The sequence below is a fragment of the Actinomadura sp. CNU-125 genome (assembly GCF_001942465.1).
Lineage (GTDB): Bacteria > Actinomycetota > Actinomycetes > Streptosporangiales > Streptosporangiaceae > Spirillospora.
Genome location: NZ_MKJY01000133.1, coordinates 1 through 24,635, shown reverse-complemented (window position 1 = coordinate 24,635; position 24,635 = coordinate 1). Strand labels below are relative to the sequence as shown.

Here is a 24,635-nt window from a genome sequence, read left to right as displayed (position 1 = left end):
TGCGTCCTTTCAGGTGATGAACAGCCGGGCCTCGGCGCGCTCGTGGGCGGCGGAGACGGCGTCCGCCGCGGGCGTCGAGGTGTGCAGGTCCCGCGGGTCCGTCGCGGCCAGCGCCGTCTCGGTGGCGCGGGCGACGTCGGGCCGGATCTCCCGCAGGAGCCCTTGGGCCCGCCGGAAGTCGACGCGGCCGAGCCGGACGGTCGCCGCGGTGCAGCTCGCGGCGAAGGCGAACAGGTCGCAGGCGACGGCGTCCCGGACGGGCGTGCCGAGGCCCGCGTGGACGGCCCCCACGACGACGGCGTGGTTGCCGGGCGTCGCGCGGTCCGCGACGAGTCCGGCGAGCCGTGCCGCGGGGGCCGATTCGAACGCGGGGCCGGCGATGTCGAGCACCTGCCGTCCGGTGCGCGCCGACGCCGTCCGCTGCTCGCGGTTCAGCTTGATCGCGTGCAGCCTGCGGTCGACCTCGATCAGCCGGTCCCAGTCGCCGTCGGTCACGGCGCGGTGGGCGAGGGCGAGCGCGGCGGCGTCGCCGGTGCCCGCGGCGCGGACGAGGTCGCGCAGCAGCGCGGGCAGGTCCGGCTCGCCGGACTGGAAGTGGCCCTCCAGCCCGTGCGACAGCGTGTAGAGCCGCTGGGGAAGCCGGAGTCGGTGAGCTGGAGCTGAGCGAGCAGCGGCATGGGCGTCATGCGATGTAGTACAGACGGTTCAGCGGGAGCTTCCGGGCCGGTTCGATGGTGGCGGGCTCGCCGTCCACGGTGACCCGGTAGGTCTCGGGGTCCACGACGATCTCGGCGAGCGTCGAGTTGCGGATCATGTGCCGCTTGTCGACGGTCCGGCACTGCCGGACGGGCCGGATCAGCCGTTCGAGGCCGAGCTTTCGCGGGACGTCCGCCGCGATCGCCGCGTCCGACATGAACGTCACGCAGGTCTCGCGCAGCGCCCGGCCGAAGCAGCCGTAGGTGGGCCGCAGGTAGACGGGCTGCGGGGTGGGCAGCGAGGCGTTCGGGTCGCCCATCTGCGCCCAGCTGATCATGCCGCCCTTGACGACCATGAACGGCTTCACGGCGAACGAGTGGATCGGCCACAGCACGATGTCGGCGAGCTTGCCGTCCTCCAGGGAGCCGATGGTGTCGGCCATCCCGCTGGCGCGGGCCGGGTTGATGGTGAGCTTGGCCAGGTAGCGCAGCACCCGGTTGTTGTCGTTGCGCGAGGAGTCCTCGGGCAGCGCACCGCGCTTGTCCTTGCAGTGGTGGGCGATCTGGAACGCCCGGGTGACCGATTCGCCGACGCGTCCCATGGCCTGCGAGTCGGACCCGATGATGCTGATGACGCCGAGGTCGTGCAGGACGGTCTCGGCGGCGATCGTCTCGGCGCGGACGCGGCTCTCGGCGAAGGAGAGGTCCTCGGGGACGTCGTAGCTGAGGTGGTGGCAGACCATGGTCATGTCGAGCAGCTCGTCCGCCGAGTTCGCGGTGTACGGCAGCGTCGGGTTCGTGGACGCGGGCAGCGCGTTCGGCTCCGAGGTGATGCGCAGGATGTCGGGCGCGTGGCCGCCGCCCGCGCCTTCGGAGTGGTAGGTGTGGATGGCGCGGCCGTTGATGGCGTCGATGGTGTCCTCGACGAACCCGGCCTCGTTCAGCGTGTCGGTGTGGATGGTGACCTGGACGTCGTGGTCGTCGGCGACGCGGAGCGCGCAGTCGATCGCGGCGGGGGTCGAGCCCCAGTCCTCGTGCACCTTCAGCCCGGCGGCGCCCGCGCGGAGCTGCTCGTCCAGCGGGCCCGGCAGGCTGTTGTTGCCCTTGCCGTAGACCGCGATGTTGATCGGGATGTCCTCGTACGCCTGGAGGATGCGGGAGATGTTCCACGGTCCGGGCGTGCAGGTGGTGCCGCGGGTGCCGTCGGCGGGGCCGGTGCCGCCGCCGACCAGCGTGGTGATGCCGTTGCTCAGCGCGTACTGCGCCTGCTGCGGGGCGATGAAGTGGACGTGCGTGTCGATCGCGCCCGCGGTGGCGATGAGGTTCTCCCCGGAGATCACCTCGGTGCCGGCGCCGATGATCAGCCGCCGGTCCACCCCGTTCTGGGTGTGCAGGTTGCCGGACTTGCCGATTCCGGCGATCTTCCCGTCCTTGATCCCGATGTCGCCCTTGACGACGCCCAGCACCGGATCGATGATCACGGCGTTGGTGATGACGGTGTCGAGCGCGGTGGTGGCGTTGCGCGAGGCGGGGTCGGCCGACATGCCGTCCCGGGCCGTCTTGCCGCCGCCGTACTGGGATTCGTCGCCGTAGTGGCCCTCGGTGTGGTCCTTCTCCACTTCCACGATGAGGTTGGTGTCGCCGAGGTGGAAGCGGTCGCCCACGGTGGGGCCGTACATGCTCGCGTACTGCTCGCGAGAGATCGTCGTCATCGGGGTTCAGCCCTTCTTCGACCGGGATCCGCCGGCCGAGCCCTTCGACCGCTTCTTCTTGGTGGCGGAGGCGTCCTCCTCGGACGTCTCCAGGTAGCCGCGGGACCGCATCCGGTGCAGTGCCCTGGCCTTGGCGGCGGCGGACCGGATGCTCCCGTCGAGCAGGCCGCCGAACCCGACGATGCGCATCCCGCCGCCGTACTCGACGAGCCGCACCTCCTTGGTGTCGCCCGCCTCGAACCGGACGGCGGTGCCGGCGGGAATGTCGAGCCGCATCCCGAACGCCTTCTCCCGGTCGAATTTCAGCGCCCGGTTGACCTCGAAGAAGTGGAAGTGCGATCCGATCTGCACGGCGCGGTCGCCGGTGTTGTGCACGGTCAGGGTCTCTCTGCGCTGCCCGGCGTTGAGCTCGATGGAGCCCCGTCCGAACATGTACACGTCATCGGCCATGAGCGGCCGCCTCCTTCAGGGTGTTCTCCGTCGTTCGTGGAAACGGGTCGTGCGGAGGTTCCGCGGACTCGTGGTGGTGGTGATGGGCGTGGTCGTGGTGATGGTGGTGGTGCCCGGACGCCGCGACGCCGAGGCCGTCGTCGCCGTCGCGGCGCCACCGCTGCTCGGCCTCGGCGGCGCGGCGCCGGACGAGCGCGGCGAGCGCCGCCGGGCCCGATCGGCGGCCCGGCGGTCCGGACGTCCGGACGGTCCGGCGGCGGGACGACCGGGGCGAGCGCGGCGGGCACGAGCACGACGTCGCGGGTGCGCCCAGCCGGCGGCAGCGGTCCACGCCCGCGTCGATCCCCGGCTCGCCGTCGCCGAACGCGACCTCGATCCACGGGGCGCGCAGGTGCCGCCAGACGAGCCGCGCGACCTTGCACAGTTCGGCGTCGTCCTCGGGGGCGCCGCGGGCGCACCAGGAGCACCGCGCGGTCCGTGCCGCCGCGCAGCGCCCGCGTCACGGCATCGCGGAGCCAGCCGACCAGGTGCGTCGTGGTGCCGCCGCGCGCGAGGAGCAGGTCGCCGCGGGCGGGACGGTCACTTGCCGCCGCCGACGGGATCGTGGCAGGAGACCAGCTTGGTCCCGTCGTCGAACGCGGCCTCGACCTGGATCAGCTTCAGCATCCCGCGCACACCGGGGAGCACGTCGTCCGGGCCGACGACCTGCTTGCCCAGCTTCATGCAGTCGGCGACCGTCTTGCCGTCGCGGGCCGCCTCCACGATGGCGGAGCTGATCAGCGCCACCGTCTCGCCGTAGTTGAGCTTCAGGCCGCGCTTGCGGCGCCGCTCGGCCATCTCCGAGACGGTGAAGATGAGCAGCTTGTCGATCTCTCGTGGTGACAGGTTCATCGGAGTCCTCTCTGGACGCGCGGGCCGGTGCTCTAGCCGGCCCGCCGTAGCCTCGACATGAGCGGGACGGCCGCCAGGAACACCCAGGTGACCAGCACGAACGGCCAGGTCAGGGTGTGGCCGCCGACCGTGTTGAACAGGTCGGTGATGCCGGCGGTCAGCGCGGCGGCGGTCGCCGCCCCGATCGCCGCGAAGACGACGCCCGTCCGGCTCAGGGCGACGAAGGTGCCGGTCAGCGCGATTCCGGTCAGCACGGCGTTGTAGCCGTACAGTCCGGCGCCGAGGTCGGCGGCCTGCGCGCCGAGCCACCAGCCGACCAGCAGGCCGATCAGGCTCGACACGGCCGCCGCCGCGGCGACGAGCCGGCTCGCCACCGCGAGGCCGATCAGGAAGATCAGGCCGACGTACCAGTCGTCCTGGAAGAACACCTGCCCGACCCCGTTGAAGAAGCCCTGCCAGAAGTCGTGCCAGGACATCGCGGTGCCGGGGTCGGTAGCCGAGGGCGGGGCGGTGTTGCGGTGGTCGGCCCACACCCGGTCGAAGGACGGTGCGCCGATCACCATCACCAGCGTGACGACGCAGAACGGCGCGGTGAACGTCGGCAGGTCGTACGGGTCGAGAACGGTCCGCATCGCCGCGGTGAGGATGCTCGTCGCGACGGCGGAGCCGATGACCAGGGCGACCGTCATCCAGTTCACGCCGAGGTAGAGCACCAGGCCGACGCCGACGAGCGTCCCGCAGAACCCTTCGAGGCCGAGCGTGATCCGGTCGCGGTCGACGCCGAGCAGCGACGCGGTCACGGTGCCCGTGATCGTGCCGAGCAGCCCGAAGACGCCGAACTCCCAGCCGCCGACGAACAGCGCGATGATGAAGATGAGGCCCGTCCAGTAATTGGACTGGAAGTCCACCTGGGCGACCCCGCGAGGGATCGTGAGGACGGCTTCCCGCGGGCGCTCGTGCGCCCCGGGGCCTCCCGTGCCCGATCCGTCGGACGGCGATGACGACACGGACACTCCCCTTGCGAACGAACTGACACGAACTGACACGAGTCGATTACTCTGAGTGATCTTCGTCGTCCGCGCGCATCTGTTCGTGCGATGACGACATGGGCGCTCTTCCCGGCCGTTCGCCGCCCAAATGGGAATTCCGTCAACAGTTGTCCAAGTAAGGACCGAGCGCCGTTGGTCTTCTCCCCGGCCGGACGGGTCAGCCCCAGCTCTCGGCGCCCGTTCGCGCGCGGCGGCGAAACTGGCGGCGGCGATGGTCAGGAGCAGCGCGGACGCCGTCCACAGGGGCGCGTGCGTCGCGAGGTGCCTGATGCACAGCGTGCCGGTCAACGCCCCCAGCAGCAGCGCCACGATCGACAGGCCCTTGCGCACGGCCTGCTTGCGGGGCTGCCCGCGGTCGGCGACGAGCGAGGTCAGCGCGGTGGTGATGACGATCGTCCGGAATCCGGGGACGTCGACGCGCCGCACGATCGCGAACTGCCAGCCCATCGACGCCGCCAGCAGCGGGATCAGCGCCCGGCGTTCGAGCGCGGGGGTGTGGCCCAGGATCGTCATGATCAGGGCCGCGGCGACGAAGGCGCACGCCTGGACGGCGGCGCCCGCGGACAGCAGGTGGCCGCGGTGCCTGAGCCGCGCGAGCTTCGGCCGTCCGCCGAACGCGGCCCCGACGCAGAAGAAGACGATCGCGACGGTCGTCGCCACGAACGTGCCCGTCGCCTCTTCCCTGCCGCCGAGCCGGAAACCGAGGAAGATGACGTTCCCGGTCACGTTCGCCACGAAGACGTTGCCGAACTCCAGGTAGCTGACGGCGTCGACCAGTCCGGTGATGCCGGTCAGGACGATGAGGAGCGCGGGCAGCGGCCCGTGGTCGCGCGCTTCGGGCATCGGCCGTCACTCCTCGACGAAGGCGGCGTCCGTTCCTCTGGCCTGCTCCTCGGGGGTCATGCGCATCCGGAACAACCGGTCGATGATCTTGCCGATGACGAACGTGACGATGAACGCGTACGCCCCGACGGCGAGCACCGCGACCGCCTGCTTGCCGAGGACGGACGCCGGGCCGCCGTAGAAGAGGCCGGCCGTGCCCTGCCGGTCCCAGCCGGTGGCCAGGAACCCGAGCGCGAGCACGCCGACGATGCCGCCCGCGCCGTGGATGCCGACGACGTCCAGCGTGTCGTCGTAACCGGCGACGAGCTTCATCTCGACCGCGTACGTGCACACCGCCGCGGCGACGATACCGATGGCGAACGCGCCCCAGACGCCGACGAACGCGCACGACGGGGTGATGGCGACCAGCCCGGCGAGCGCGCCGCTGGACGAGCCGAGCCGGGTGAAGTGCCGGGTGCGGAGCCATTCCAGCAGCCGCCAGGTCAGCATCCCGGAACAGCCCGCGATCATGGTGCTGACGAAGGCGCGGGCCGCGACCGCCCCGTCGCCCAGGGCCGAGCCCGCGTTGAAGCCGAACCAGCCGAACCAGAGCAGCCCGAGGCCGAGCATGACGAACGGGATGTTGCCCGGCCGCGGCCCCTCGCCGCGCCGGAACGCGACCCCGCGCCCCAGCACCAGCGCCATCGCGAGGCCCGAGATGCCCGAGTTGAGTTCGACGACGAGGCCGCCCGCGAAGTCCATCACGCCCCATTTGTTGATCCAGCCGGACGGCGAGAAGACCCAGTGCGCGATGGGCAGATAGACGAGCGTCACCCACACGCAGACGAACAGGATCCACGGGCCGAACCGCGCCCGTCCCGCGATGGACCCGCTGATCAGGGCGACCGTGATGATCGCGAACGTGAGCTGGAAGCACGCGTAGATCTGCTCCGGGATCTTCCCCTGGAGGGTGTCGGGGGTGACGTTGCCGAACCGCCAGTCGCCCCAGCCGATGAGCCCGGCGCCGCCCGCGTCCTTGCCGAACGCGATGCCGTACCCGTAGAGGAACCACAGGACGGTCACCAGGCTGATGCAGATGAAGCTCATGTAGAGCATCGTCAGCATGTTCTTGGAGCGGACCATCCCGCCGTAGAAGAAGGCGAGCCCGGGTGTCATGAGGAGCACCATCGCGGTGCTCACCAGGAGCCAGGCGGAGTCGCCGGTGTTCAATCCCGTGGGCATTCCAGACCATCCTCATTTTTCGACTTGGGCGCCGGTCCGCCCGCACGCTGGCAATTCCCTCGATCGCGCAGTGATCGCAGGTCGCGGGGCAAACGTCGCCCTTCGAAATCTTGAGCGCCGGTTGGCGTCCCGCCGCGGCGACCGGGTCCGCGGATCCGAAAAGTCCCGGGTTTTCGTTATCGCCGCCCTCCTCCCTGGTCTCCGTCTTGATCCGTAGATGGAAGGGACGTGGCATCGATGAGGGACCAGGACGGGCGCGGCGGCTCGGAGCGGACCGTCGTGTGGACGGCCGTCGGTGCGGCCGGGCTGCTCGTGACGGGCGCGATCGCCGGAACGCTCGTCGGCGTGTTCCGCGACGACCCGGGCGGGCGGCTCGCCGGGAACGAGTCGGCGCCGACGCCCGCGCGACCGCGACGCGGTCGGCCGGGGCCGCTTCGCCGGAGCCGTCCGCGACGCCGTCGCCGACGAAGGCGACACCGGAACCGAAGGCGACGGAGACGCGCGAGCCCGTCCAGCGGGACTCGCGTCCGCCGGTGCGGAAACCGGAGCCGACGCCGACCCCGGAGAAGGCGGCGCCGAAGCGGACGGCTCCGGCGGGCGGGACGGTCGCGGCGCAGGTGGTGGCGCTCGTGAACGACGCGCGCGCCGACAACGGGTGCGAGCCGGTGCGGAGCAACGCGAAGCTGGCGCAGGCCGCGCAGGGGCATTCGGCGGACATGGCCGCGCGGGGCTACTTCGACCACACCGCCCCGGACGGGGACGGCCCGGGCGACCGGATCACGGCGGCGGGATACCGCTGGACGGCCTACGGCGAGAACATCGCGAAGGGGCAGTCGAGCCCGGAGAGCGTGATGCGGTCGTGGATGAACAGCCCCGGGCATCGGGCGAACATCCTCAACTGCAAGTTCGACGAGATCGGGGTCGGTGTCGTCAAGGCGGGCGGGCCGTACTGGACGCAGGCGTTCGGGTCGCGCTGATCGCCGCGCTCACCGCGGTCACCTTGCTCACCTCGGCGTCGCGAACACCTGCGTCCACCAGGGCCCGCCGGGGCCGCGCGCCACGGCCACGCCGATCTGCTCGTAGCCGCAGTTGACGATGTTGGCGCGGTGCCCCGGGCTGTCCATCCAGGACGCGACGACGCTCCCGGGGGTCGGCTGTCCCTGGGCGATGTTCTCGCCGTAGGCCGACCAGCGGAAGCCGGCGGCGGTGATCCGGTCCCCCGGACCGGCGCCGCCGGCCCCCCGATGGTCGAGGACGCGGCGTGCCGCCATGTCGGACGAGTGCTCGCGCGCGGCCTCGTGCAGTGCGGGCGAGACGCGCAGCGCGCCGCAGCCCGCGCGGGCGCGTTCGGCGTTGACCAGCCGGACGACCTGCTGTTCGACCGTCGCCGCCGATCGGGTGGGCGTGGGCCGGTCGAGGCGGTCCTTCGCGGGCGTCGTCTCCGCGACGGGCGTCCGCGACGGCGCCGACGACGTGCTCTGCACGGGCGGAGCGGGGTCGAGCGCGGGGGCCGTCCGGTCGGGCGGGTCGTCGAGCGTCCAGACGACCACGGCCACCGCGACGGCGACGGCAGCACTCCCGGCCGCCCGCCGCGCCCCACCGTCCCGCCCGTCCGCCCTGGGCGGACGCGGTCGCGGCGAGGCCCGCCACCAGGTCGGGGTCGGGCGACGGCGGCGGGACCATGACGAGGCCCGCGAGGAGGGCTTCGGGCGGTAGGAGTCGCGGCTCGCGCTCCCCGCAGGCGGCGCAGTCGCGGACGTGGCGCGCGATGCGCTTGCGCCACAGCGGGGACGGGCGCCCGTCCCAGCGGTCGAGGACGAGCGCGTCGAGCGCGTCGCAGCGCGGCGCCGACAGTGCGCGGACGACCGCGCGGCACGTGGTGAGCTGGGCTTTCATCCGCTGCACCCGGACGGCGGCGTGCGCGGCGGACACGCCGAGGCCGTCGGCGAGCTCGCGCCGCGCGAGGTGGCCCGACGCCTCCAGCCACCACAGGGCCAGGACGTCGCGTTCGCCGGGGTCGAGCCAGCGGGTCGCCTCGGCGACCTCGCGGCGCTGCCCGGCGAGTTCGAGCCTGAGGACGGCCGTTTCCGCGAAGTCGGGGGCGGGTTCGGCCAGCCGCGCCAGCGCGTCCGGGTCGACGGGGGCGCGGCGGCGGAGCGTCGCCCACCGGGTGCGCACCTGGTTCATGGCGATGGAGACGAGCCAGGAGCGGAAGCTCGCGGGCTCGCGGAGCCCGGCGAGGTTGTTCAGCGCGCGCAGCAGCGACTCCTGCACGACGTCGTCCACGTCGGCGTGGCCGTCCAGGGCCCAGCCGACGACGTTGTAGAGGAGCGGCAGATGCCCGGCGACCAGTTCGTCCCTGGCCGCGTGGTCACCGTCCTGCGCCGCCCGCACCAGCGGGGCCACGTCCACGTCCTTCTGCACGGGCGTCACCGTCCTTCCGAGAGCTCCCTGGGAGACGTCCCGCAGCGCGGCGGATAACACGAAATGCCGATGATCGACGGATCGTCGGCCCGGACGTAGCATGCCAAATGCGACGACGAGCTTGGAGGCAAGCGTGACCGCTCCCGCCGGCATCGACCTGTCCAAGGGCCGCTTCTGGGCGGCTCCCCCGGACGAGCGCGCGGCGCGTTCGCGACGCTCTGGGGCGGGAGGAACCGTTCGCGTTCTTCGCCGAGCCGCGCCCCCCGTGGGCGGCGAAGCGGGGCCCGGGGTTCTACGCGGTGACCAGGCACGCCGACGTGGTGGAGGCGAGCCGGCGGCCGCGCGACTTCTCCAGCGCCGAGGGCATCAACCTGTTCGACCGGCCGCCGGAGTCGCTCGAATTCTTCGACTCGATGATCAACATGGACGATCCGCGGCACGCGCGGCTGCGCCGGATCGTGTCCCGCGCGTTCACCCCGAGCATGATCGGACGGCTGGAGGCGGAGATCCGCCGAGTCGCCGCGACGATCGTGGACGAACTGGTCGAGCGGGGCGCGGGCGACTTCGTCGCCGAGGTCGCCGAGCGGCTCCCCCTGACGATCATCTGCCGGCTGATGGGCGTCCCGGAGGACCGGCACCGGTTCGTCGCGGAGCGGACGAACGTCATCCTGGGCGCGGGCGACAGCGAGTACACGCCGCGCGACGACCCCGGGGCCGTCCTCAACGCCGCCGCCGACCTGTCGGGCATGGTCCACGAACTGGCCGCCGAACGGATCGAGGCGCCCGCCGACGACCTGACGTCCAGGCTCGTCAACGCGAACGTGGACGGCGAGAAGCTGACCGCCGGGGAACTCGGCTCCTTCTTCGGGCTGCTGCTGCAGGCCGGGAGCGAGACCACCCGCACGGCGATCTCGCACGGGCTGCTGCTCCTCACCGCGCATCCGGACCAGAAGCGGCGCTGGGCGGACGACTTCGAACGGTACGCGGCGACCGCCACCGAGGAGATCGTCCGGTGCGCGTCGCCGATCATCTACATGCGGCGCACCGCCGCCCGCGACTGCGAGCTGAACGGCCACCGGTTCGCGGCGGGCGACAAGCTGCTGCTCTACTACTACTCCGCGAACCGGGACGAGACGGTCTTCGACGCCCCGGAACGGTTCGACATCGCCCGGTCACCGAACCCGCACCTCGGCTTCGGCGCCCCCGGCCCGCACTACTGCCTGGGCGCGCACCTGGCCCGCAGCGAGGTGACGGCCGTCTTCCGGGAACTGCTCGCCCGCGCGCCCGGCGTGCACGCGGCCGGGGAGCCGGACCGGCTGCGCTCGAACTTCCTCAACGGCATCAAGCGGCTGCCCTGCGCGCTCTGATCAGGCCGCGGTGAGGACGCCCGCGGACCACAGCCCCCGGACGTGCTCGATCAGCGGCGGGCCGAGGGCGAGCAGCGCGTCCGCGTCCTGCTCGGCGACCGGCGGCGTCACCATCGCGCTCATCCCGGCGACGATCACCCGGCAGGCGAGCAGGACGGACTCGTCCGCGCCGCCCAGCAGGTCGGCGAGCGCGCCCGCGATGATCTCCTGCGTGCGGGCGCGGCGGTCGATCGCCTCGGGTCCGGCGGCGTACACCTCGACGAGGAAGAGCCGCGCGTAGGCGAGTTCCCCGGCGAGCGCCCGCAGGTAGGCGTTCATCGCGCGCTCGCACAGCTCCAGCCGGTCGGGGGCCGCGCCCGGGGCCGACGGGGACGGGGACGGGACGTCGCCGACGTCGGCCGCCAGCCGCTCCAGCAGCAGTTCGCCCGCGCAGTCGAACGCGGCGTTGAAGCAGTCGAGCTTGGAGTCGAACAGCTCGTAGAAGCTCTGCCGCGACACGGTCGCGCGCTGCAGCACGTCCGCGACGGACGTGTCGACGTACCCCTTCTCGGCCATGACATCGGCCATCGCGGCGCACAACCGTGCCCGCTGGATCCGGCGGACCTCCTCGCGGGCGAGCGCGTGGCGGCCGCGGGGCAGGCGGCGGGACTGCGTCTCCGGCATCGTCTCCGGCATCCGCCCACGATAGAACGTCCGCGGCCCGCACGGCAGGGGCGGCCGTGAACGGACCCGCGGTCAGTCGAGGTTCGGGGGTTTCTCGCCGAACAGCCAGCCCGCGCCGAGCCGCTCCTGGATGGGCGGCCACGCGCCGAGCGTCGCGTGCGCGTTCTTCGGCAGCCCGTCGATGTTGCCCGTGCCCATGACGACGAAGAAACCGATGATGACCAGGAAGATCAGGCCGACCGGCAGGAGCGGCGGGGCGCCCGCGACGATCAGCGCGACGGCCAGGGCGAGCGCCGCGGCGCCGAACCCGCAGCCGACGCCCGCCACCTTCCGGCCGCGGTCTCGGTGCGCGGCGGCGCATCCCGAGCAGCGCGGCACCGGGACGGCCAGTTTCTGCCAGCGGATCTGGCGCTGGTAGCCCCCGTAGCCGCCGAACTCCTCGCGGACGTTCCCGTACATCTTCTTCTCGTACGTCGCGTCGTCGTCGGCGGGAGTATCGCCGCAGAACCAGCAGGTGCCGTAGAGAAGGTTGTCACCGGCGGTGTCGAGGTTCTTCTTGATCCGCGTCTTGACGGTGACGGTCGCCGCGATCTCCCCGGCGCGTCCGAGGATCTCCTCGGACTTCGACCAGTCCTTGGTCTCGTTGCCGTAGACGATCGTGCACTGCTGGACGCGTTCGGCGATCTCGTCCCGGACGCCCTCCATCAGGGGGTGGGCCGGGGTCAGGATCTCGTCGAGCGCGTCGAGCGGGGCGGTGGAGTGGTCGAGGATGCGCACGGCCTCGTCGCAGGCGGTCTCCGGGGACTCCGTCGCGCGGTCGAGCGCGGACCGCGCGAGCGTCCGGAGCCGCTCCATCTCGGGGGCGGTCGCCGCGCGGAACGCGGCCTCGACGGCCGCCTCGTCGTACCCGGAGGTACGGATCACCCCGGTGAGGGCGAACCCGCCGAGGGTGTCGCCGCCCAGGGACGTCCGGACGGCGGCGTCGGCGGCGATCCGCAGGAGCACGGCGGGCAACCGTTCGCGCAGTTCGTCGGCCGTGCCGGGGCCGAGCCGCGGGTCGTTGGCCGCGCGGGCTCGGGCGGCGACCAGGTCCCAGAACGCGTCGGTGTCCAGGACGGTGCGCCAGTGCCGCAGCGCCGGTTTCCAGAGGTCCCGGCCGCCGGGGCCGTCGGCGGCGGTGTCCGCGTCCAGGTAGCCGTCGAGGGCCTGGGCGTGCTTGAGGACGGCGAGGTTGTGCGCGGCGACGGCGGCGGCGCGGCCGGGCCCGGGCTCGGCCCAAAGCCGTTCGGCGTCGTGGATCCGGCGCTCCCGCAGGGCGTCGAGGGCCTCGTCCCGGGCGCCCTCGACGGCCTCGTTGTGCGCGGGCCAGAACCAGAACAGTTCGTCCTCGATGCGGCGGACCGGGTCGCGGAGCCGCTGGAGCGCGTCCTGGACGGAGTCCGGCGCGGGCCGCCGCCTCAGCGGCAGCAATCCCGTGCCTCCCCCGGTGTCGGCGCCGGTGTCGGCGCCGAGCCTGGCCTTCACCCGCAGTTCCTCGGTGCGGCGCCGCACGTCGCGGGCCGTCGCGTGGACGGACAGGTCGGCGACGCGGAACGGGTTCCGCCGGTACAGGTGCGGGTCGGCCCGGGCGAAGAAGGCGGCCGCGTCCCGGTTCGGCGTGCTCATCGTGCCCCCGCGGCGGAGATGCGCAGGCTGACGGTCCGGTTGCGCGGGTCGCCGGGAGCGCCCGCGTCGTCGTCGCCGTACGGCGGCAGCATCCCGGCGAGCGTCGACAGCGTGAACCGGGTCGTGGGGATCCGCGCGGACGAGCGCAGCGCCTCGCGGGCGACCGCGGCCCGCATCGTCCCGATCTCGACGTTGCTCGCGTACTCGCCGCCGGGCCGGACGGCCGTCCGGTCGGTGTGCCCGATCACCGCGACCGCGAGCCGGTCGGCGCGCGGGCGCAGCCGTTCGCCGAGCGCGGTGAGCACGTCCCGTCCGTCCGGGGTGAGCGTCGCCCCGGCGTCGAACAGCCCCCGCTCGAAGGTGACCGCGATCTCGCCGCCGCGGCGTTCCGCCCGCACCCCGGGAACGTCCAGGTCCAACCCGGACAGCGGATCGGCCGGGGCGGGCGGCGGCGCGGCTGCACGGCGGCGGGGTGCGGACGGCGGGGGCCGCCGCGGGTTCGGGGTCGGCCTGCCGCGCGGCGGCGAGCAGGACGAGCGCGAGCAGCGCCGCGACCGCCGCTCCGCCGCGCGGCAGGAGCCGTCCGGTGAAGGCCCGGCCGAATCCGGTGGACGCACGCTCGCGCGCCAGTTCGGCGATCCGGGCGCGTCCCCGGGCGGCGTCGGCGTCGTCCGGGTCGAGCCTGGCCGCCTCTGCCCAGCAGCGGTCGGCGTCGTCGAACCGGCCCTGCTGCGCGTACATGCGCGCCCGCAGATCGAGGACGGACGTGTCCGGCTCGCCGTCGAGCAGGGCTTCGGCCTCCGCGTACCGTCCGGCCCGGGCCAGCGTGCGGGCCTGCGCCAGCGCCGCCTCGCGCACGCCCGGACGGGCCCGGACGGGCGCGGGTGCGGGGCCGTTCACCGGCCCCGCCGGACCGTGCTGATCACGCCGAGCGGGGACTGCGGGGTCGGCAGCATTTCGTTGAGCGCCGAGTTGACCTCGCGCAGCGTGTCGAGATCACCGGACTGGGCGGCGCGGCTGCCGGTGGCGATCAGCCGCCCGGCCTCGTCCCGGTCGCGCATCTCCGGCTGCAGGGTCCGCAGCTGCTCGAAGACGATGTGGGGCAGGTCCCCGGACTCGTCCAGCACCCGCGCCGCCAGCGTGTACGCCTCGTCGACGCGCTGCCGCAGCAGCCCGGCGTCGTGCGCGGTGATCGCCTCCTGGATGGCCTCCACGGCGGCCTCCAGCACCGGCCCGTCGGCCGGACGGCCGCGCTCGCGGGCGATCTCGCGCAGCATCGGGACGGTGTCGCGCGCGTGCTGGACGAGTTCGGGCCACTCCAGTTCGTCCTCGGCCTCGTCCACCGCGGCCCGCAGGTCGAGCAGCCGCGCGGCGGCGGCCGCGGCCGCGTTGGGGCTCGGACGGCGGCGGCGTCCACGTCGGCGTCGAGGTCGGCGACGGTCCGTTCGGCGTCGACCCGGGTCGAGCACCGCGCGGCGCGCGCGTCGCCGAACTCGTGGACCCGGCGGCGCACCGCCGCCAGCCGCGCCTTCTCCTCGGCGGCGTCGCGGGCGAGGGCGTCCGCGTCCGGGACGGACTCGGTCCGCAGGTTGAGGACGTGCTCGAACTCCTCGTCCAGGATCGGGACGTACGCGCGCGCGACCACGAGCCTGGACTCGTCGACCGTGATGGTCATCTCGACGTCGCTGCCCTCCGGGACGTCCCGCGTGACCTGTTCGGCGTCGACCTCCAGCCGGCCGATCCGGCGGTTGCGGTCGGCGCGGTGGTGCTCGCCCTCGACGACCGGGATGCGGATCATGCCCTCGCCGCTGCCCCGGCTGACGGTGACGGTCGTGCTCAGCCGGGTCCGGCGGCGGGCGGGCAGCGGGGTGCCCTTCCGGAACAGCCACTCGACCTCGTTGTCGGCGAGGCCGATCCCGATGGAGTGGGTGAGCGGCGGCTGCGTCTCGACGATCCCGACCGTGTAGGTCAGCGTGCCGGGCGTGATGGGGCGGCGGTCGCCGGTCGCGTTGGTCAGCTCGATCTCGAACGTGTTGGCGCGGCCCTTCTCCGCCCAGAGGGTCGCGGTGAACGTCCCGTCCGCCGCGAGCGGGATCAGGCCGCTGCGCCACGGCGGCTTGGTGCCGGGGTTGACGAACTGGATCGAGCAGCCCGCGGTGTCGGCGCCGGTCACCCGGCCGCCGACGAACGGCTCGATGTCGGGGCCGACCGGACGGTACTCCAGCTCGACGGCGTACTCGCCGCTCGGGGGCGGCGGTGGTGGCCCGGCCGCGGCGGCGTCGAGCCGCTGCGCGCCCGCGAAGATCGCGGCGCCGCGGGCGACGACGGTGAGCGGGTCCTGGCTGTGGTCAAGGGAGACGCCGAGGCCCTCGCGCGGGTCCGCGAGCCGTTCCCGCAGGTAGGGCATCAGGGTGGGGCCGCCGACCAGCAGGACCTTCTCGATGTCGCCGGGCCCGAGGCGGCTCTCCTCCAGCGCCCGGCGGCTGAGGTTGACCGAGCGGACGATCAGCGGCTCCATCAGCCGCTCCACCTCGGCGCGCGCGAGGTCGTAGATGAAGTCCTGCGTGTCGCCGGACGCGTCGACGATCGGGACCGTGATCGCCGCCTCGTCCGTCCGGGACACCTCCATCTTGGCGGCCTCGGCGACCGCCTTCAGCCTGGCGATGTTGCGGCGCTGCGCGGGGTTGCCGCGGCGCAGGTCGTCCACCCGGAACTCGCGGTCGACCGCCGGGATCAGCACCTTCTCGACGATCGCCCAGTCCAGCAGCTTGCCGCCGAGGTTGTTGTCGCCGTGGTGGTCGACGACGGTGAACTCGCCGTCCCGCACGTTGATCACGGCGGCGTCGAAGGTGCCGCCGCCGATGTCGTAGACCAGCCAGAACGCGTTGTCGGTGTCGGTCTGGAACCCGTACGCGGACGCGGCGGCGGTGGGTTCCTGCAGCAGCGGCGCGTACGGCAGCCCGGCCAGCTCGGCCGCGCGCCGGGTGGCGTCGCAGGCGCCGAGGTCGAAGGCGGCGGGGACGGTGATGACCGCCGCGCCGATCTCCTCGCCGTGCCGCTGGACGGCGTCCTGCCGCAGCGACCGCAGCACCTCGGCCGACATCTCCTCGGGCGTCATCGTGCGCCCGGCGGCGGCGAACTCCTCGGGCCTGCCGGTGGTGCCCATCCGAGCTTGAACTCGACGCAGGTGTTGTCCGGGTCGTCCTCGCTGCGCTGCTTGGCCTGCATCCCGACCTGGAGGCGGCCCCGCCGGTCGATCATCACCGCCGACGGCGTCGTGTCGGAGCCGAGGTTGTTCTTGACGATCTCCGCGCCGACGCCGCTGAGCATCGCGATGGCGCTGTTGGTGGTGCCGAGGTCGATACCGAAGTCGATCGTGGTCCTGGTCATCGTCCCCGCGTCTCCTCCATCGCTCCGGTCGGTTCCTCGGCCCGCTCGGCAGCCGGTTCAGGGGCCCGCTCGGGGGTGCCCACGATGACCTCCGCCATCTGGACCGATCGGTCGCCGAGGTAGACGCCCGGACGCACGGTCTCGATGATCAGCTCGCGGTGCAGCCCGGGGGTCGGCTGGTAGGCCGCCACGGACATGGCCAGGCCGTGGTCGAAGGGTTCGCCCGCGTGGTCCTTGATCTCGACGCCCGCGTCGGCGAAGGCGTCCCACGCGGACTCCAGGTGCCGGACGAGCGCGCGCGGCGGATCGTCCATCCGCTCGATGCGCGCGCGCAGCCGCCACAGGCTCGTCGCCACGTCCGCGAGCGACCGTCCGGTGAGCCCGGCGGGCTCCGGGACGGGCGTGTCGACGACGGTCGCGGCGGCGGGCGGCGGCGCGGGCTCCGCGACGGCGGCTCGCGCCGCGGCCCGCTCGCGCGGCTTCCGCTTCCGCCTCCGCCGCCGCGGCCTCCAGGCCGGCCAGTTCCAGGCGGGCCAGTTCGGTGAGATCGGCGAGGGCGTCCGTCGGCCACGCGGGCGCCGGGATCCGGAACTCCCGGGGGTACCGCCATTGCCGCAGCGCGCCCCGGCTTCCCGCGACGAAGCGTCCCATCCGGTGCTTTCCTCCCCGATCACGGCTGATCCGGGGAGTGATTTTGGTGCGGGTGAGATCGGCTGTCTAGGTCGAATTACCTTTTAGCCGGAACATTCCGGAACTATGGCCGGATGCGGCCAGAAATGCACCTGGACAGAATGTTATTCGGTTGCCGGTCACCCGATATACCCCAAATGACTGATCAAGGAGCCGGGTCTGGTTCCGTGAGAGTCTCGGCAGCACTCGGGTCCGGCGCCCGGGCTCGGCGGGCGCTCAGCGCGCGACATAGCCGCCGTCCACCGGAAGGGCCGTGCCCGTGACGAACGACGACTCGTCCGACGCGAGGAAGAGCGCGGCGGCGGCGAGTTCGGACGCCAGGCCCCAGCGGTTCATCGGCTGCATCGGCATTTTCGCGTCCGACGGCGGGGCCGGACGCTCCGCCGAGGCACCCGCGAGATCGGTCCATGTCATTCCCGGACATATGGCGTTAACCCGAACGCCATCTTCGGCATAGTCGAGGGCCGCGCACTTCGTCATTTGGACGACGCCGCCTTTGGCCGCCGCGTAGACCGAGTGTTTCTTCCAGCCGACGAGCCCGGCCGACGACGCCGTGTTCACCACCGACCCGCCGCCCGTCCGCAGCATGGCCTCGATGCCGTACTTCATGCCGAGGAACACGCCCTTGAGGTTCACCGCCACGACGTCGTCGAACGTGCTCTCGTCCTGCTCGACGATCCGCTTGCGCGGGCCGCCGAACCCCGCGTTGTTGCACAGCACGTCGAGCCGTCCGAACCGGGACTCCGCGGCCTCGATCATCGCCCGGACGTCCGCCGCGCGCGACACGTCGCAGTGGACGCCGACGGCCGCGGCGCCGATCTCGGCCGCGACGTCGTCCTGCCGCCCGCTGCGGTCCGCGCACACGACCTTCGCGCCGTGCTCGGCGAACAGGACCGCCATGGACCTCCCGATCCCCGCGCCCGCCCCGGTGATGACCGCGACCTTCCCGGCGAGCCGCTCGCTTCCGGACTCCATGGCGTCCTGCCCTTCTTCCTAAGGTCTCGTGCTGATGGTCCGGTGCCGCGTCTTGGCCGCGAGCTCCGGGTCGTGCTTGGCGACGAGCTGGCGGACGCGCGCCTCGGCGAGCGGCCCCAGGCCGTCGTAGACGCGCACGAACAGCCGCCGCGCGCGCCGTCCGGGCCAGCCCGGCGGCAGCAGCGCCTCGGGCAGCTCCGGATCGACGCTCAGCAGGTCGCGCCAGCTCTCCTTGACGTCCGTCCGGGCCACGAGCGCCTCCGCCGCCCCCACCCGGCCGTGCTCGACGCGGTCGAGCAGCGGTCCGAACCGTGCGATGTACTCCGCGTAGCGGGCGCCGATCGCCTCGACGTCCCAGGCGGCGAGCGGATCGCCGCCGCCCGCCGCGTACGTCACCTCCGAGCGCAGGACGGTCGCGTTCGTGACGCCGACGCTCTCCAGCAGCTCGACGGTCTGGTCGCGGTCGGCGCGCGGCGACACCCACACGTTGTCGTACAGGGGCGCGTAGCCGAGGTAGCGCAGCCGCGTCCGGACCACGTACCGCAGCTCCCGCTGCTCGTCGGAGACGGAGAACATGACCGTCGTCCACGACCCGTCCCACGGCCGGTCCTCCGCGCGGAACCGCAGGACCCGCTCCTGGATCTTCTCCAGCGGGCGCGCCGCGGTCGCCGTCAGCCGGTAGTACGTCCGGCGTCCCTTCTTCGTCGACTCCAGGACGTTCCGCCGGGCCAGCCGGGCGATCGCGGCGCGCGCGCTGGGCGCCGTGTTGTCGAACTCGGTGAGCAGCTCGACCAGCGCCGCCGACGGCAGGTAGTCCTCGCGGTCGAACCAGTAGTCGGTCATGAGCCCCAGGACGAGGTGCTGCGGGTTCGACCCGGCCTGGACGCGCGGCAGGTCGACGACGGCCTCGACGGCCGCCTCCACGCCGCCGTCCGCGCCGGAGGCCGCGGTGCCGTTCACGGTGCTGTCCACGTGCGCTTCCATCACGCGGGAAGGCTATCCGCGCGGGGACGTCGCGGCGGTGCGTCCATCAGGTGTTGCGACCGCCGTTCACGCCGATGATCTGACCGGTGATGTACCCCGCGTCGTCGGACACGAGGAACGCGCACGCGGCCGCGATGTCCTCCGGCGTGCCCGGCCGCCGGACGGGCGTCCGCCCGGCGTGGTCGTCGACGGTGCCGCCGAACATCCCGCGCCGCTCCGACTCGCGCAGCATCGGGGTGTCGATGAAGCCCGGCGGGATCGTGTTGACCGTGATCCCCTTCGGGCCGAACTCCAGCGCGAGAGACTTGGTGAACCCGATCAGTCCCGCCTTCGACGACACGTAATGGGCCATGTACTCCTGCCCGCCCTGCGCGCTGGACGAGGAGATGTTCACGATCCGGCCCCAGCCGGCGTCGATCATGTCGGGCAGGACGGCCTGCGTGCAGTGGAACGGGCCGTCGAGGTTCACCGCCATGATCCGGCGCCACTTCTCCTCCGTGATCGACATGAAGTCCCGGAAGCCGGTGATCCCGGCGTTGTTCACCAGGACGAGCACGGGCCCGAGGCTCTCGCGGACGCGCCGGACCGCCGCGTCCACCTTCGCCCGGTCGGAGACGTCGGCGTCGCCGACGGCGAGCGCCGTCCCGCCGCTCTCCCGCACCTCCGCGGCGACCTTGTCCGCGCTCGCCGCGTCGATGTCGAGGATCGCGACCGCGAACCCGTCCCGGGCGAGGCGGTGCACGATCGCGCGTCCCATGCCCGAGCCGCCGCCGGTGACGACGGCGACGCGCGCCCCGCCGGTGTTCCGGTCCGTCTTGTCGGCGCTCACGCGACCGCCTCCTCGCCCGCGAGGCTGGTGCGGTGCATCAGCCGCCGGGACGTCTCGGCGTACGGCTGCGCGCGGTGCAGCATGCCCGTGTTGTCCCAGATGACGAGGTCGCCGGGCCGCCAGCGGTGCCGGACGGTGAACTCCGGCCGGGTCGCCCAGTCGAGCAGCCGGTCGAGCAGCGCCCGGCCCTGCTCGGCGGAGCGGCCGACGACCTCGCCCGCCGTCGCGCCGATCAGCAGCGACTTGCGGCCGTTGCGGCGCGTCCAGACGAGCGGGTGCTCGCGGGACGGCACCCGGTCCCACGCCGCCCGCTCCTTCGGGGACGGGTCGGGGTCGACGAGCGACTGCGAGGCCGCGAAGCTGTGCACGACGCGCAGCTCCGCCAGCTCCGCCTTCTCCCGCTCCGGCAGTGCGTCGTACGCGGCGTAGGTGTTGGCGAACTCGGTGTCGCCGCTGCCGTCCTCGGTCACCTGCCGCGCGGTGAGCAGCGTCGCCTTGTTCGGGACGTTGTCGGTGGTGCCGTCGATGTGCCAGTGGAACGTCGCCTCGCGGTACGCCGCCAGCTTGCTCTGCGACGCGTCCCGCGTGATCTTCTGGATCTCCTTGCGTTCGTGGCCGCCCATCGCGAGCCGCACGACGTCGCCGAGCAGCGCGCTGAACTCCACGAGGTCGTCGTCGCCGATGCCGGCGTCGCGGTAGACGACGACGCCGTGCCGGTCCAGCGCGGCGCGGCAGTCGGCGGCGACGGACCGGTCGACGAGCGCGCGGCCCCGCAGGCCCGTGATCTCCAGCCCGGTGGTCGGCCCGAGCGGGGTGGTCGTGATCGACATTCGTCTCCCCAGGTCAGGTTGCTGATCAGGTTGCTCGTCGGACGGTCAGACGGCCGGTTCGGCGGTCGTGTTGAAGAACGCGGCGCCCGAGTCGGGGATGCGCGGCTGCATGAACACGTTGACCGCGTACGAGACGAGGATCATCGAGTAGAGGAGCTGCAGCAGGCGCGCGTCGTCGTCCGCGAGGTCGGTGAGGTCGCGGCCGTTGAGGTAGTCGATGGCCTCCTCCGCGCGCGGCGCGATCGCGTCGTAGAAGTCGCCGAGCTCGTCGTACTTCTTCGACAGGCGCATGTCGTAGCGCTCCTGCCGGGTGGGGCGCGCCCAGTCGGCGACCCACCGTTCGAGGTCGGCGAACTGCGCGGGCAGGGTGCGGGCGGTTCCGGTGGTCGCGGTCCCGGTGGATGCGGTGGCCGACATCAGTCCTCCTTCGCGTCGTTCGCCCGGTGGGCGGCGACGGTGTCGCGGACGGTCTTGTGGAACTTGCGGATGAGAAGTTCCTGGTCGCTGAGGTGGAACTGTCCGTTGGCGCGGGTCGACAGGCCCTGCTGCGTGGCCTCGATGGTGTTCACGTCCTGCATCGCGAACTCGATGGTGCTGTCGACGATGAGTTCCTGCGCGAGCCGCTCCTGGGCGTTCTCCGGCGGGACGAAGTAGAGGTCGATGTCGTAGGTGTGCTTGTCGACCGCCTCGGGCCAGTACGTGTAGGTGATGTAGAAGCCGCGGGCCCAGATCTGCACCGACAGGTTCGGGAACAGCCAGAACTGGTCGTTGCCCCACGACTTGATGTTCCCGGCGTTGAGGAACTCGGGGAGCGGGCCGATGTCGGGCACGTCGTCGGGGCCGAACAGGCCGGCGCGGAACAGCCGGTAGACCCACTTCTGGTCGCGCGCGGCGGCACCGGCCGTCCCGGGCTCGCGCGGCGGGAGCGGCGGCGGGCCGGGCACGGACGTGAGCATGTGCGGCGTGAACAGGTCGTAGTGGTAGGAGTCCGGCGGCGGAACCATCTTCTCCGCCTTGGCGATGTCCTTGTCGATGAACCGCGCGTGGACGTACGGCGGGTGGTACCACTCGCAGACGGAGTCGACCGCGAGCTTCCAGTTGCCGCGGATCGGCGCCGAGAAGCCGTAGTGCTGCGTCATCTTGTCGAACGGGTACTTCTCCAGTTCGAGGAGGCGGTCGCCTAGGTAGGTGCGCAGCGGGACGGGGTCGGGCGCGAGGTTCACGAAGATGAACCCGGCGAACTCCTCGCAGTGGACCGGCGGCATCCGCAGCGAGTCCTTGTCGAGGCCGAAGAACTCCTCCTCGTTCGTGACGTGCGTGACGCGCCCGTCCAGCCCGTACCGCCAGCCGTGGTACTTGCAGGCGAACTCGCGGCACGAGCCCTTGGACTCCTCCTGCGGGTGCTCCTGCCAGACGACCTTGTTGCCGCGGTGGGCGCACACGTTGTGGAACGCGTTGACGACGCCGTCCTTGCGACGCGAGACGACGATCGACGCGAGGCCGTTCAGCTCGCGGGTGAAGAACGTGCCCGGACGCGGCAGCCGCTCGGACCGTCCGACGTACAGCCACGACCGCTTGAAGACCGCCTCCCGCTCGGCCGCGAAGAACTCCGGCGAGATCGAGTCCTCATAGGACACCGGGCCGGTGTCGAGGTCCTCGTACAGCGGCGTGAACTTGCCCTTCCCGGTGGCCAGGCGCTGTTGCAGCTCCGTCATGACCTGTCTCCTTGCCTTGGCGTCTCGCCGATACTAATCACTTTTCCATCCTGAGGATAGAGTTCTGTCTTCTTTTCGGTCCGCGTCACGTCCAGGGCTTGTCGTTCCAGGCGCGGTCGAGCGGCGCCATCCCGCCGCCGAACGGGAAGAACTCCTGCTGCGCGTACGTCTCGCGGGCGAGGCCGTGGCCGAGTTCGTCCAGGTAGGCGCGCTTGAGGTTCTGGGTGAACAGCTGCCGCGTGTAGCGCAGGACGAGCGGCGGCTTCTTGACGAGCTCGCGGGCCAGCTCCCACGCCCGGTCGAGCACCTGGTCCTTCGGCAGCACCTCGTTGACCGCGCCCCACTCCATGGCTTCCTGCGCGGACAGCTGCTTGCCGGTCAGCAGCAGGTAGCGGGCCCGGTTCGGGCCGACGATGTGGTTCCAGATGACGTGCTGGCCGTCGCCCGGCACCTGACCGCGCGGGAAGTGCGAGACGTCCTGGAAGTAGGCGTCCTCGGAGGCCAGGACGATGTCGCCCATCAGCGGAACCTCGGAGTGGATGTTGCACGGCCCGTTGACGACGCTGATCATCGGGACGTCGACGTCGAGGACGTTCCACTGCAGGTTGCGGTTGTACCAGGCCTTCTCGTCCAGCTTGTGCAGGCCCTTGATGCCGGGCATCGCGTCGTAGACGGGCGGGTCGGGCAGTTCCCCGTTCGGCATCAGCCCCCAGTCGGCGTTGTAGTTCTCGCCGGTCCCGGTGTGGATGAGCAGCTTGATCTCGCGGTCGCCGGCGACGTCGGCGAACGCGTCCGACATGTCGTCGTGCGACTTCCAGTCCCACACGAGGCTGCCGCCGTCGGTGTGGCACTGCATGAGCAGGATGCCGTCGTCGCTCAACTCGAACCGGTAGTTGGGGTAGCTGTCCTTGTACTCCGCGTACCTCGCGCGCTTGACCATCGGTCGCCTCGCTCCCTGTTGTGCGACAAACTTCTGATGTACGGTGCCAAATATGCATCCTTTTCGCTTCGCCGTCCAGGCGACGAAGGCGACCTCGGGAGCGGAGTGGCGCGACCTCGCCCGCAAAGCCGAGGACCTCGGGTACGCGACGCTGTTCGTGTCCGACCACTACCTGGGGCCCGGCCGGGCGGCCCGCGAGTCCCGGCTGCCCCCGCAGCACCTCGCCCCGATCGCCGCGATGGCCGCGGCCGCCGCCGCGACCCGGACGCTCCGCGTCGGGTGCCGCGTGTTCTGCGCCGACTACCACGTCCCGGCCGTCCTGGCGAAGGAGGCCGCGACCATCGACCTGCTGTCGGACGGACGGCTCGAATTCGGCATCGGCGCGGGCTGGAGCCCCCTCGAATACGCGGCGATGGGCCTGGAGTTCGCCGCGCCCGGCCGCCGCGTCGACAAACTCGAAGAAGTCGTCGCCCTGGTCAAGGGGCACTGGAGCGGCGAACCCCTCGACCTGCACGGCGAGCACGCGACCGCCGCCGGGTACGCGGGCCTGCCGCGCCCGGTGCAGCGCCCCCGGCCGCCGCTCATGATCGGCGGCGCGCGGCGGCGCGTCCTGTCCCTCGCCGCCCGCGAGGCCGACATCGTCAGCATCAACAACGTGCCGTTCGACGCGGTCAACGACGCCGGACGGACGCCGCCGCAGGAGGCCGCGCACCGGTTCGGCCTCGTCCGGGACGCGGCGGGCGACCGGCTCGCGCGGATCGAGATCGAGGCGTCCCCGTTCTTCACCGCGATCACCGACGACCCGGACGCGGCCGTCAAGCGGGTCGCGGACGTCATGGGGGTGCCGCCGGACGGCCTCCCCGCGCACCCCAACGTGCTGGTCGGCCCGCTCGACGAGGTCGCCGACCGGCTCACCGAACGCCGCGAGACGTTCGGCGCGAACTACATCAGCGTCCAGCAGCGGGAGATGGAGCGCTTCGCGCCCGTCGTCGCCCGGCTCACCGGAAAGTAGCGGCACCCGACGGCGGCGCGACGGCAGCCGACGGAACACCAGCGGATCATCGGACATCGGCGGATCATCGGGGCGCCGGCAGCGAAAGGAACGGAAACGAACATGGTCGAGCAGAAGCGGCTGTTCATCGGCGGGGAGTGGGCCGATCCGGCCACCGACCGCGTCATCGACGTCGTCTCCCCGCACACCGAGGAGGTCATCGCGTCCGTCGCGGGCGCCGCCCCGGCCGACGCCGACCGGGCCGTCGCGGCGGCGCGCACCGCGTTCGACGACGGCCCGTGGCCCCGGCT

The 24,635-nt window shown here is 72.4% G+C and carries 25 protein-coding genes and 2 pseudogenes; 4 read left to right on the top strand and 23 right to left on the bottom strand.

The window, feature by feature from the left end:
- Positions 1 to 9: 9 nt before the first annotated feature.
- From BJF79_RS17315 to BJF79_RS17280, 7 genes and pseudogenes are all read right to left on the bottom strand, one after another.
- Positions 10 to 561, bottom strand: a complete 552-nt coding sequence (locus tag BJF79_RS17315) for an urease accessory protein UreF (RefSeq protein ID WP_262402185.1) — start codon at positions 559 to 561, stop codon at positions 10 to 12.
- Positions 562 to 682: 121 nt separating this feature from the next.
- Positions 683 to 2,407, bottom strand: coding sequence for an urease subunit alpha (gene ureC, locus BJF79_RS17310; RefSeq protein WP_075898733.1), 1,725 nt, complete (start codon positions 2,405 to 2,407; stop codon positions 683 to 685).
- 147 nt (positions 2,408 to 2,554) lie between these two features.
- Positions 2,555 to 2,857: pseudogene (gene ureB, locus BJF79_RS17305) on the bottom strand (urease subunit beta); the annotation flags it as partial.
- Positions 2,847 to 3,188, bottom strand: coding sequence for a hypothetical protein (locus BJF79_RS17300; RefSeq protein WP_075898729.1), 342 nt, complete (start codon positions 3,186 to 3,188; stop codon positions 2,847 to 2,849). The pseudogene ureB and the gene BJF79_RS17300, both read right to left, overlap by 11 nt.
- A gap of 248 nt (positions 3,189 to 3,436) precedes the next feature.
- A complete protein-coding gene (locus BJF79_RS17295) occupies positions 3,437 to 3,748 on the bottom strand; it encodes an urease subunit gamma (protein WP_075898727.1) in 312 nt (103 codons plus the stop codon).
- A 32-nt stretch (positions 3,749 to 3,780) separates the two neighbouring features.
- Entirely contained in the window at positions 3,781 to 5,640 is a 1,860-nt protein-coding gene (locus BJF79_RS51055) for an urea transporter (RefSeq protein WP_083733526.1), read from the bottom strand.
- A 6-nt stretch (positions 5,641 to 5,646) separates the two neighbouring features.
- A complete protein-coding gene (locus BJF79_RS17280) occupies positions 5,647 to 6,861 on the bottom strand; it encodes an ammonium transporter (protein ID WP_075898724.1) in 1,215 nt (404 codons plus the stop codon).
- A gap of 533 nt (positions 6,862 to 7,394) precedes the next feature.
- Here BJF79_RS17280 and BJF79_RS60420 point away from each other — a divergent pair.
- Positions 7,395 to 7,838: a CAP domain-containing protein gene (locus tag BJF79_RS60420; RefSeq protein ID WP_075898722.1), complete on the top strand. Its 444-nt coding sequence runs from the start codon at positions 7,395 to 7,397 to the stop codon at positions 7,836 to 7,838.
- Positions 7,839 to 7,865: 27 nt separating this feature from the next.
- On the opposite strand, the gene BJF79_RS60415 is transcribed toward BJF79_RS60420, so the two are convergent.
- A complete protein-coding gene (locus tag BJF79_RS60415; RefSeq protein WP_262402183.1) occupies positions 7,866 to 8,345 on the bottom strand; it encodes a CAP domain-containing protein in 480 nt (159 codons plus the stop codon).
- A 406-nt stretch (positions 8,346 to 8,751) separates the two neighbouring features.
- Positions 8,752 to 9,387 (bottom strand): annotated as a pseudogene (locus tag BJF79_RS60410) (RNA polymerase sigma factor); the annotation flags it as partial.
- 197 nt (positions 9,388 to 9,584) lie between these two features.
- On the opposite strand from BJF79_RS60410, the gene BJF79_RS17265 reads away from it, so the two are divergent.
- On the top strand, positions 9,585 to 10,652 hold the full coding sequence (locus BJF79_RS17265; protein WP_316043373.1) for a cytochrome P450: 1,068 nt from the start codon (positions 9,585 to 9,587) through the stop codon (positions 10,650 to 10,652).
- Here the strand turns inward: BJF79_RS17265 and BJF79_RS17260 are convergent, their stop codons facing one another.
- From BJF79_RS17260 to BJF79_RS17205, 14 genes are all read right to left on the bottom strand, one after another.
- Positions 10,653 to 11,327, bottom strand: coding sequence for a TetR/AcrR family transcriptional regulator (locus BJF79_RS17260; RefSeq protein WP_262402168.1), 675 nt, complete (start codon positions 11,325 to 11,327; stop codon positions 10,653 to 10,655). It abuts the gene before it with no gap.
- Positions 11,328 to 11,387: 60 nt separating this feature from the next.
- Entirely contained in the window at positions 11,388 to 12,980 is a 1,593-nt protein-coding gene (locus BJF79_RS17255) for a hypothetical protein (RefSeq protein ID WP_075898720.1), read from the bottom strand.
- A complete protein-coding gene (locus tag BJF79_RS53395; protein WP_158079203.1) occupies positions 12,977 to 13,597 on the bottom strand; it encodes a flagellar motor protein MotB in 621 nt (206 codons plus the stop codon). Before BJF79_RS53395 ends, BJF79_RS17255 begins: the two co-directional genes overlap by 4 nt.
- Positions 13,598 to 13,876: 279 nt before the next feature.
- The gene (locus tag BJF79_RS60405; RefSeq protein ID WP_262402167.1) at positions 13,877 to 14,041 is read right to left on the bottom strand and encodes a hypothetical protein; all 165 of its coding nucleotides are present in this window, start codon (positions 14,039 to 14,041) and stop codon (positions 13,877 to 13,879) included.
- A complete protein-coding gene (locus BJF79_RS17245) occupies positions 14,011 to 16,146 on the bottom strand; it encodes an Hsp70 family protein (RefSeq protein WP_262402166.1) in 2,136 nt (711 codons plus the stop codon). The genes BJF79_RS60405 and BJF79_RS17245 overlap by 31 nt, the downstream gene beginning before the upstream one ends.
- A complete protein-coding gene (locus BJF79_RS60400) occupies positions 16,095 to 16,370 on the bottom strand; it encodes an Hsp70 family protein (protein ID WP_262402165.1) in 276 nt (91 codons plus the stop codon). Before BJF79_RS60400 ends, BJF79_RS17245 begins: the two co-directional genes overlap by 52 nt.
- Positions 16,367 to 17,044 carry a hypothetical protein gene (locus BJF79_RS17240; protein ID WP_075898716.1) on the bottom strand — a complete coding sequence of 226 codons (678 nt, stop codon included), beginning with the start codon at positions 17,042 to 17,044 and terminating at the stop codon, positions 16,367 to 16,369. The genes BJF79_RS60400 and BJF79_RS17240 overlap by 4 nt, the downstream gene beginning before the upstream one ends.
- Positions 17,045 to 17,276: 232 nt before the next feature.
- The gene (locus BJF79_RS17235; protein ID WP_075898714.1) at positions 17,277 to 18,035 is read right to left on the bottom strand and encodes an SDR family NAD(P)-dependent oxidoreductase; all 759 of its coding nucleotides are present in this window, start codon (positions 18,033 to 18,035) and stop codon (positions 17,277 to 17,279) included.
- Positions 18,036 to 18,053: 18 nt separating this feature from the next.
- Positions 18,054 to 19,007: a PaaX family transcriptional regulator C-terminal domain-containing protein gene (locus BJF79_RS17230; protein ID WP_158079202.1), complete on the bottom strand. Its 954-nt coding sequence runs from the start codon at positions 19,005 to 19,007 to the stop codon at positions 18,054 to 18,056.
- 58 nt (positions 19,008 to 19,065) lie between these two features.
- Positions 19,066 to 19,848, bottom strand: coding sequence for an SDR family NAD(P)-dependent oxidoreductase (locus BJF79_RS17225; RefSeq protein ID WP_262402164.1), 783 nt, complete (start codon positions 19,846 to 19,848; stop codon positions 19,066 to 19,068).
- Positions 19,845 to 20,678 (bottom strand): TauD/TfdA dioxygenase family protein, encoded by an 834-nt coding sequence (locus BJF79_RS17220; protein WP_075898712.1) that lies wholly within the window; start codon positions 20,676 to 20,678, stop codon positions 19,845 to 19,847. Before BJF79_RS17220 ends, BJF79_RS17225 begins: the two co-directional genes overlap by 4 nt.
- A gap of 45 nt (positions 20,679 to 20,723) precedes the next feature.
- Positions 20,724 to 21,095, bottom strand: a complete 372-nt coding sequence (locus tag BJF79_RS17215) for a hypothetical protein (RefSeq protein ID WP_075898710.1) — start codon at positions 21,093 to 21,095, stop codon at positions 20,724 to 20,726.
- A complete protein-coding gene (locus tag BJF79_RS17210) occupies positions 21,095 to 22,393 on the bottom strand; it encodes an aromatic ring-hydroxylating oxygenase subunit alpha (protein WP_075898708.1) in 1,299 nt (432 codons plus the stop codon). Before BJF79_RS17210 ends, BJF79_RS17215 begins: the two co-directional genes overlap by 1 nt.
- A gap of 85 nt (positions 22,394 to 22,478) precedes the next feature.
- Positions 22,479 to 23,333: an enoyl-CoA hydratase/isomerase family protein gene (locus BJF79_RS17205; RefSeq protein ID WP_075898706.1), complete on the bottom strand. Its 855-nt coding sequence runs from the start codon at positions 23,331 to 23,333 to the stop codon at positions 22,479 to 22,481.
- Positions 23,334 to 23,385: 52 nt separating this feature from the next.
- Between BJF79_RS17205 and BJF79_RS17200 the strand changes: the two genes are divergently transcribed.
- Together BJF79_RS17200 and BJF79_RS17195 are read left to right on the top strand one after the other, a co-directional pair.
- Positions 23,386 to 24,345 (top strand): TIGR03621 family F420-dependent LLM class oxidoreductase, encoded by a 960-nt coding sequence (locus BJF79_RS17200; protein ID WP_075898704.1) that lies wholly within the window; start codon positions 23,386 to 23,388, stop codon positions 24,343 to 24,345.
- 102 nt (positions 24,346 to 24,447) lie between these two features.
- Positions 24,448 to 24,635: aldehyde dehydrogenase family protein (locus tag BJF79_RS17195; protein WP_143219985.1), on the top strand; the 188-nt coding region annotated here is incomplete at its 3' end.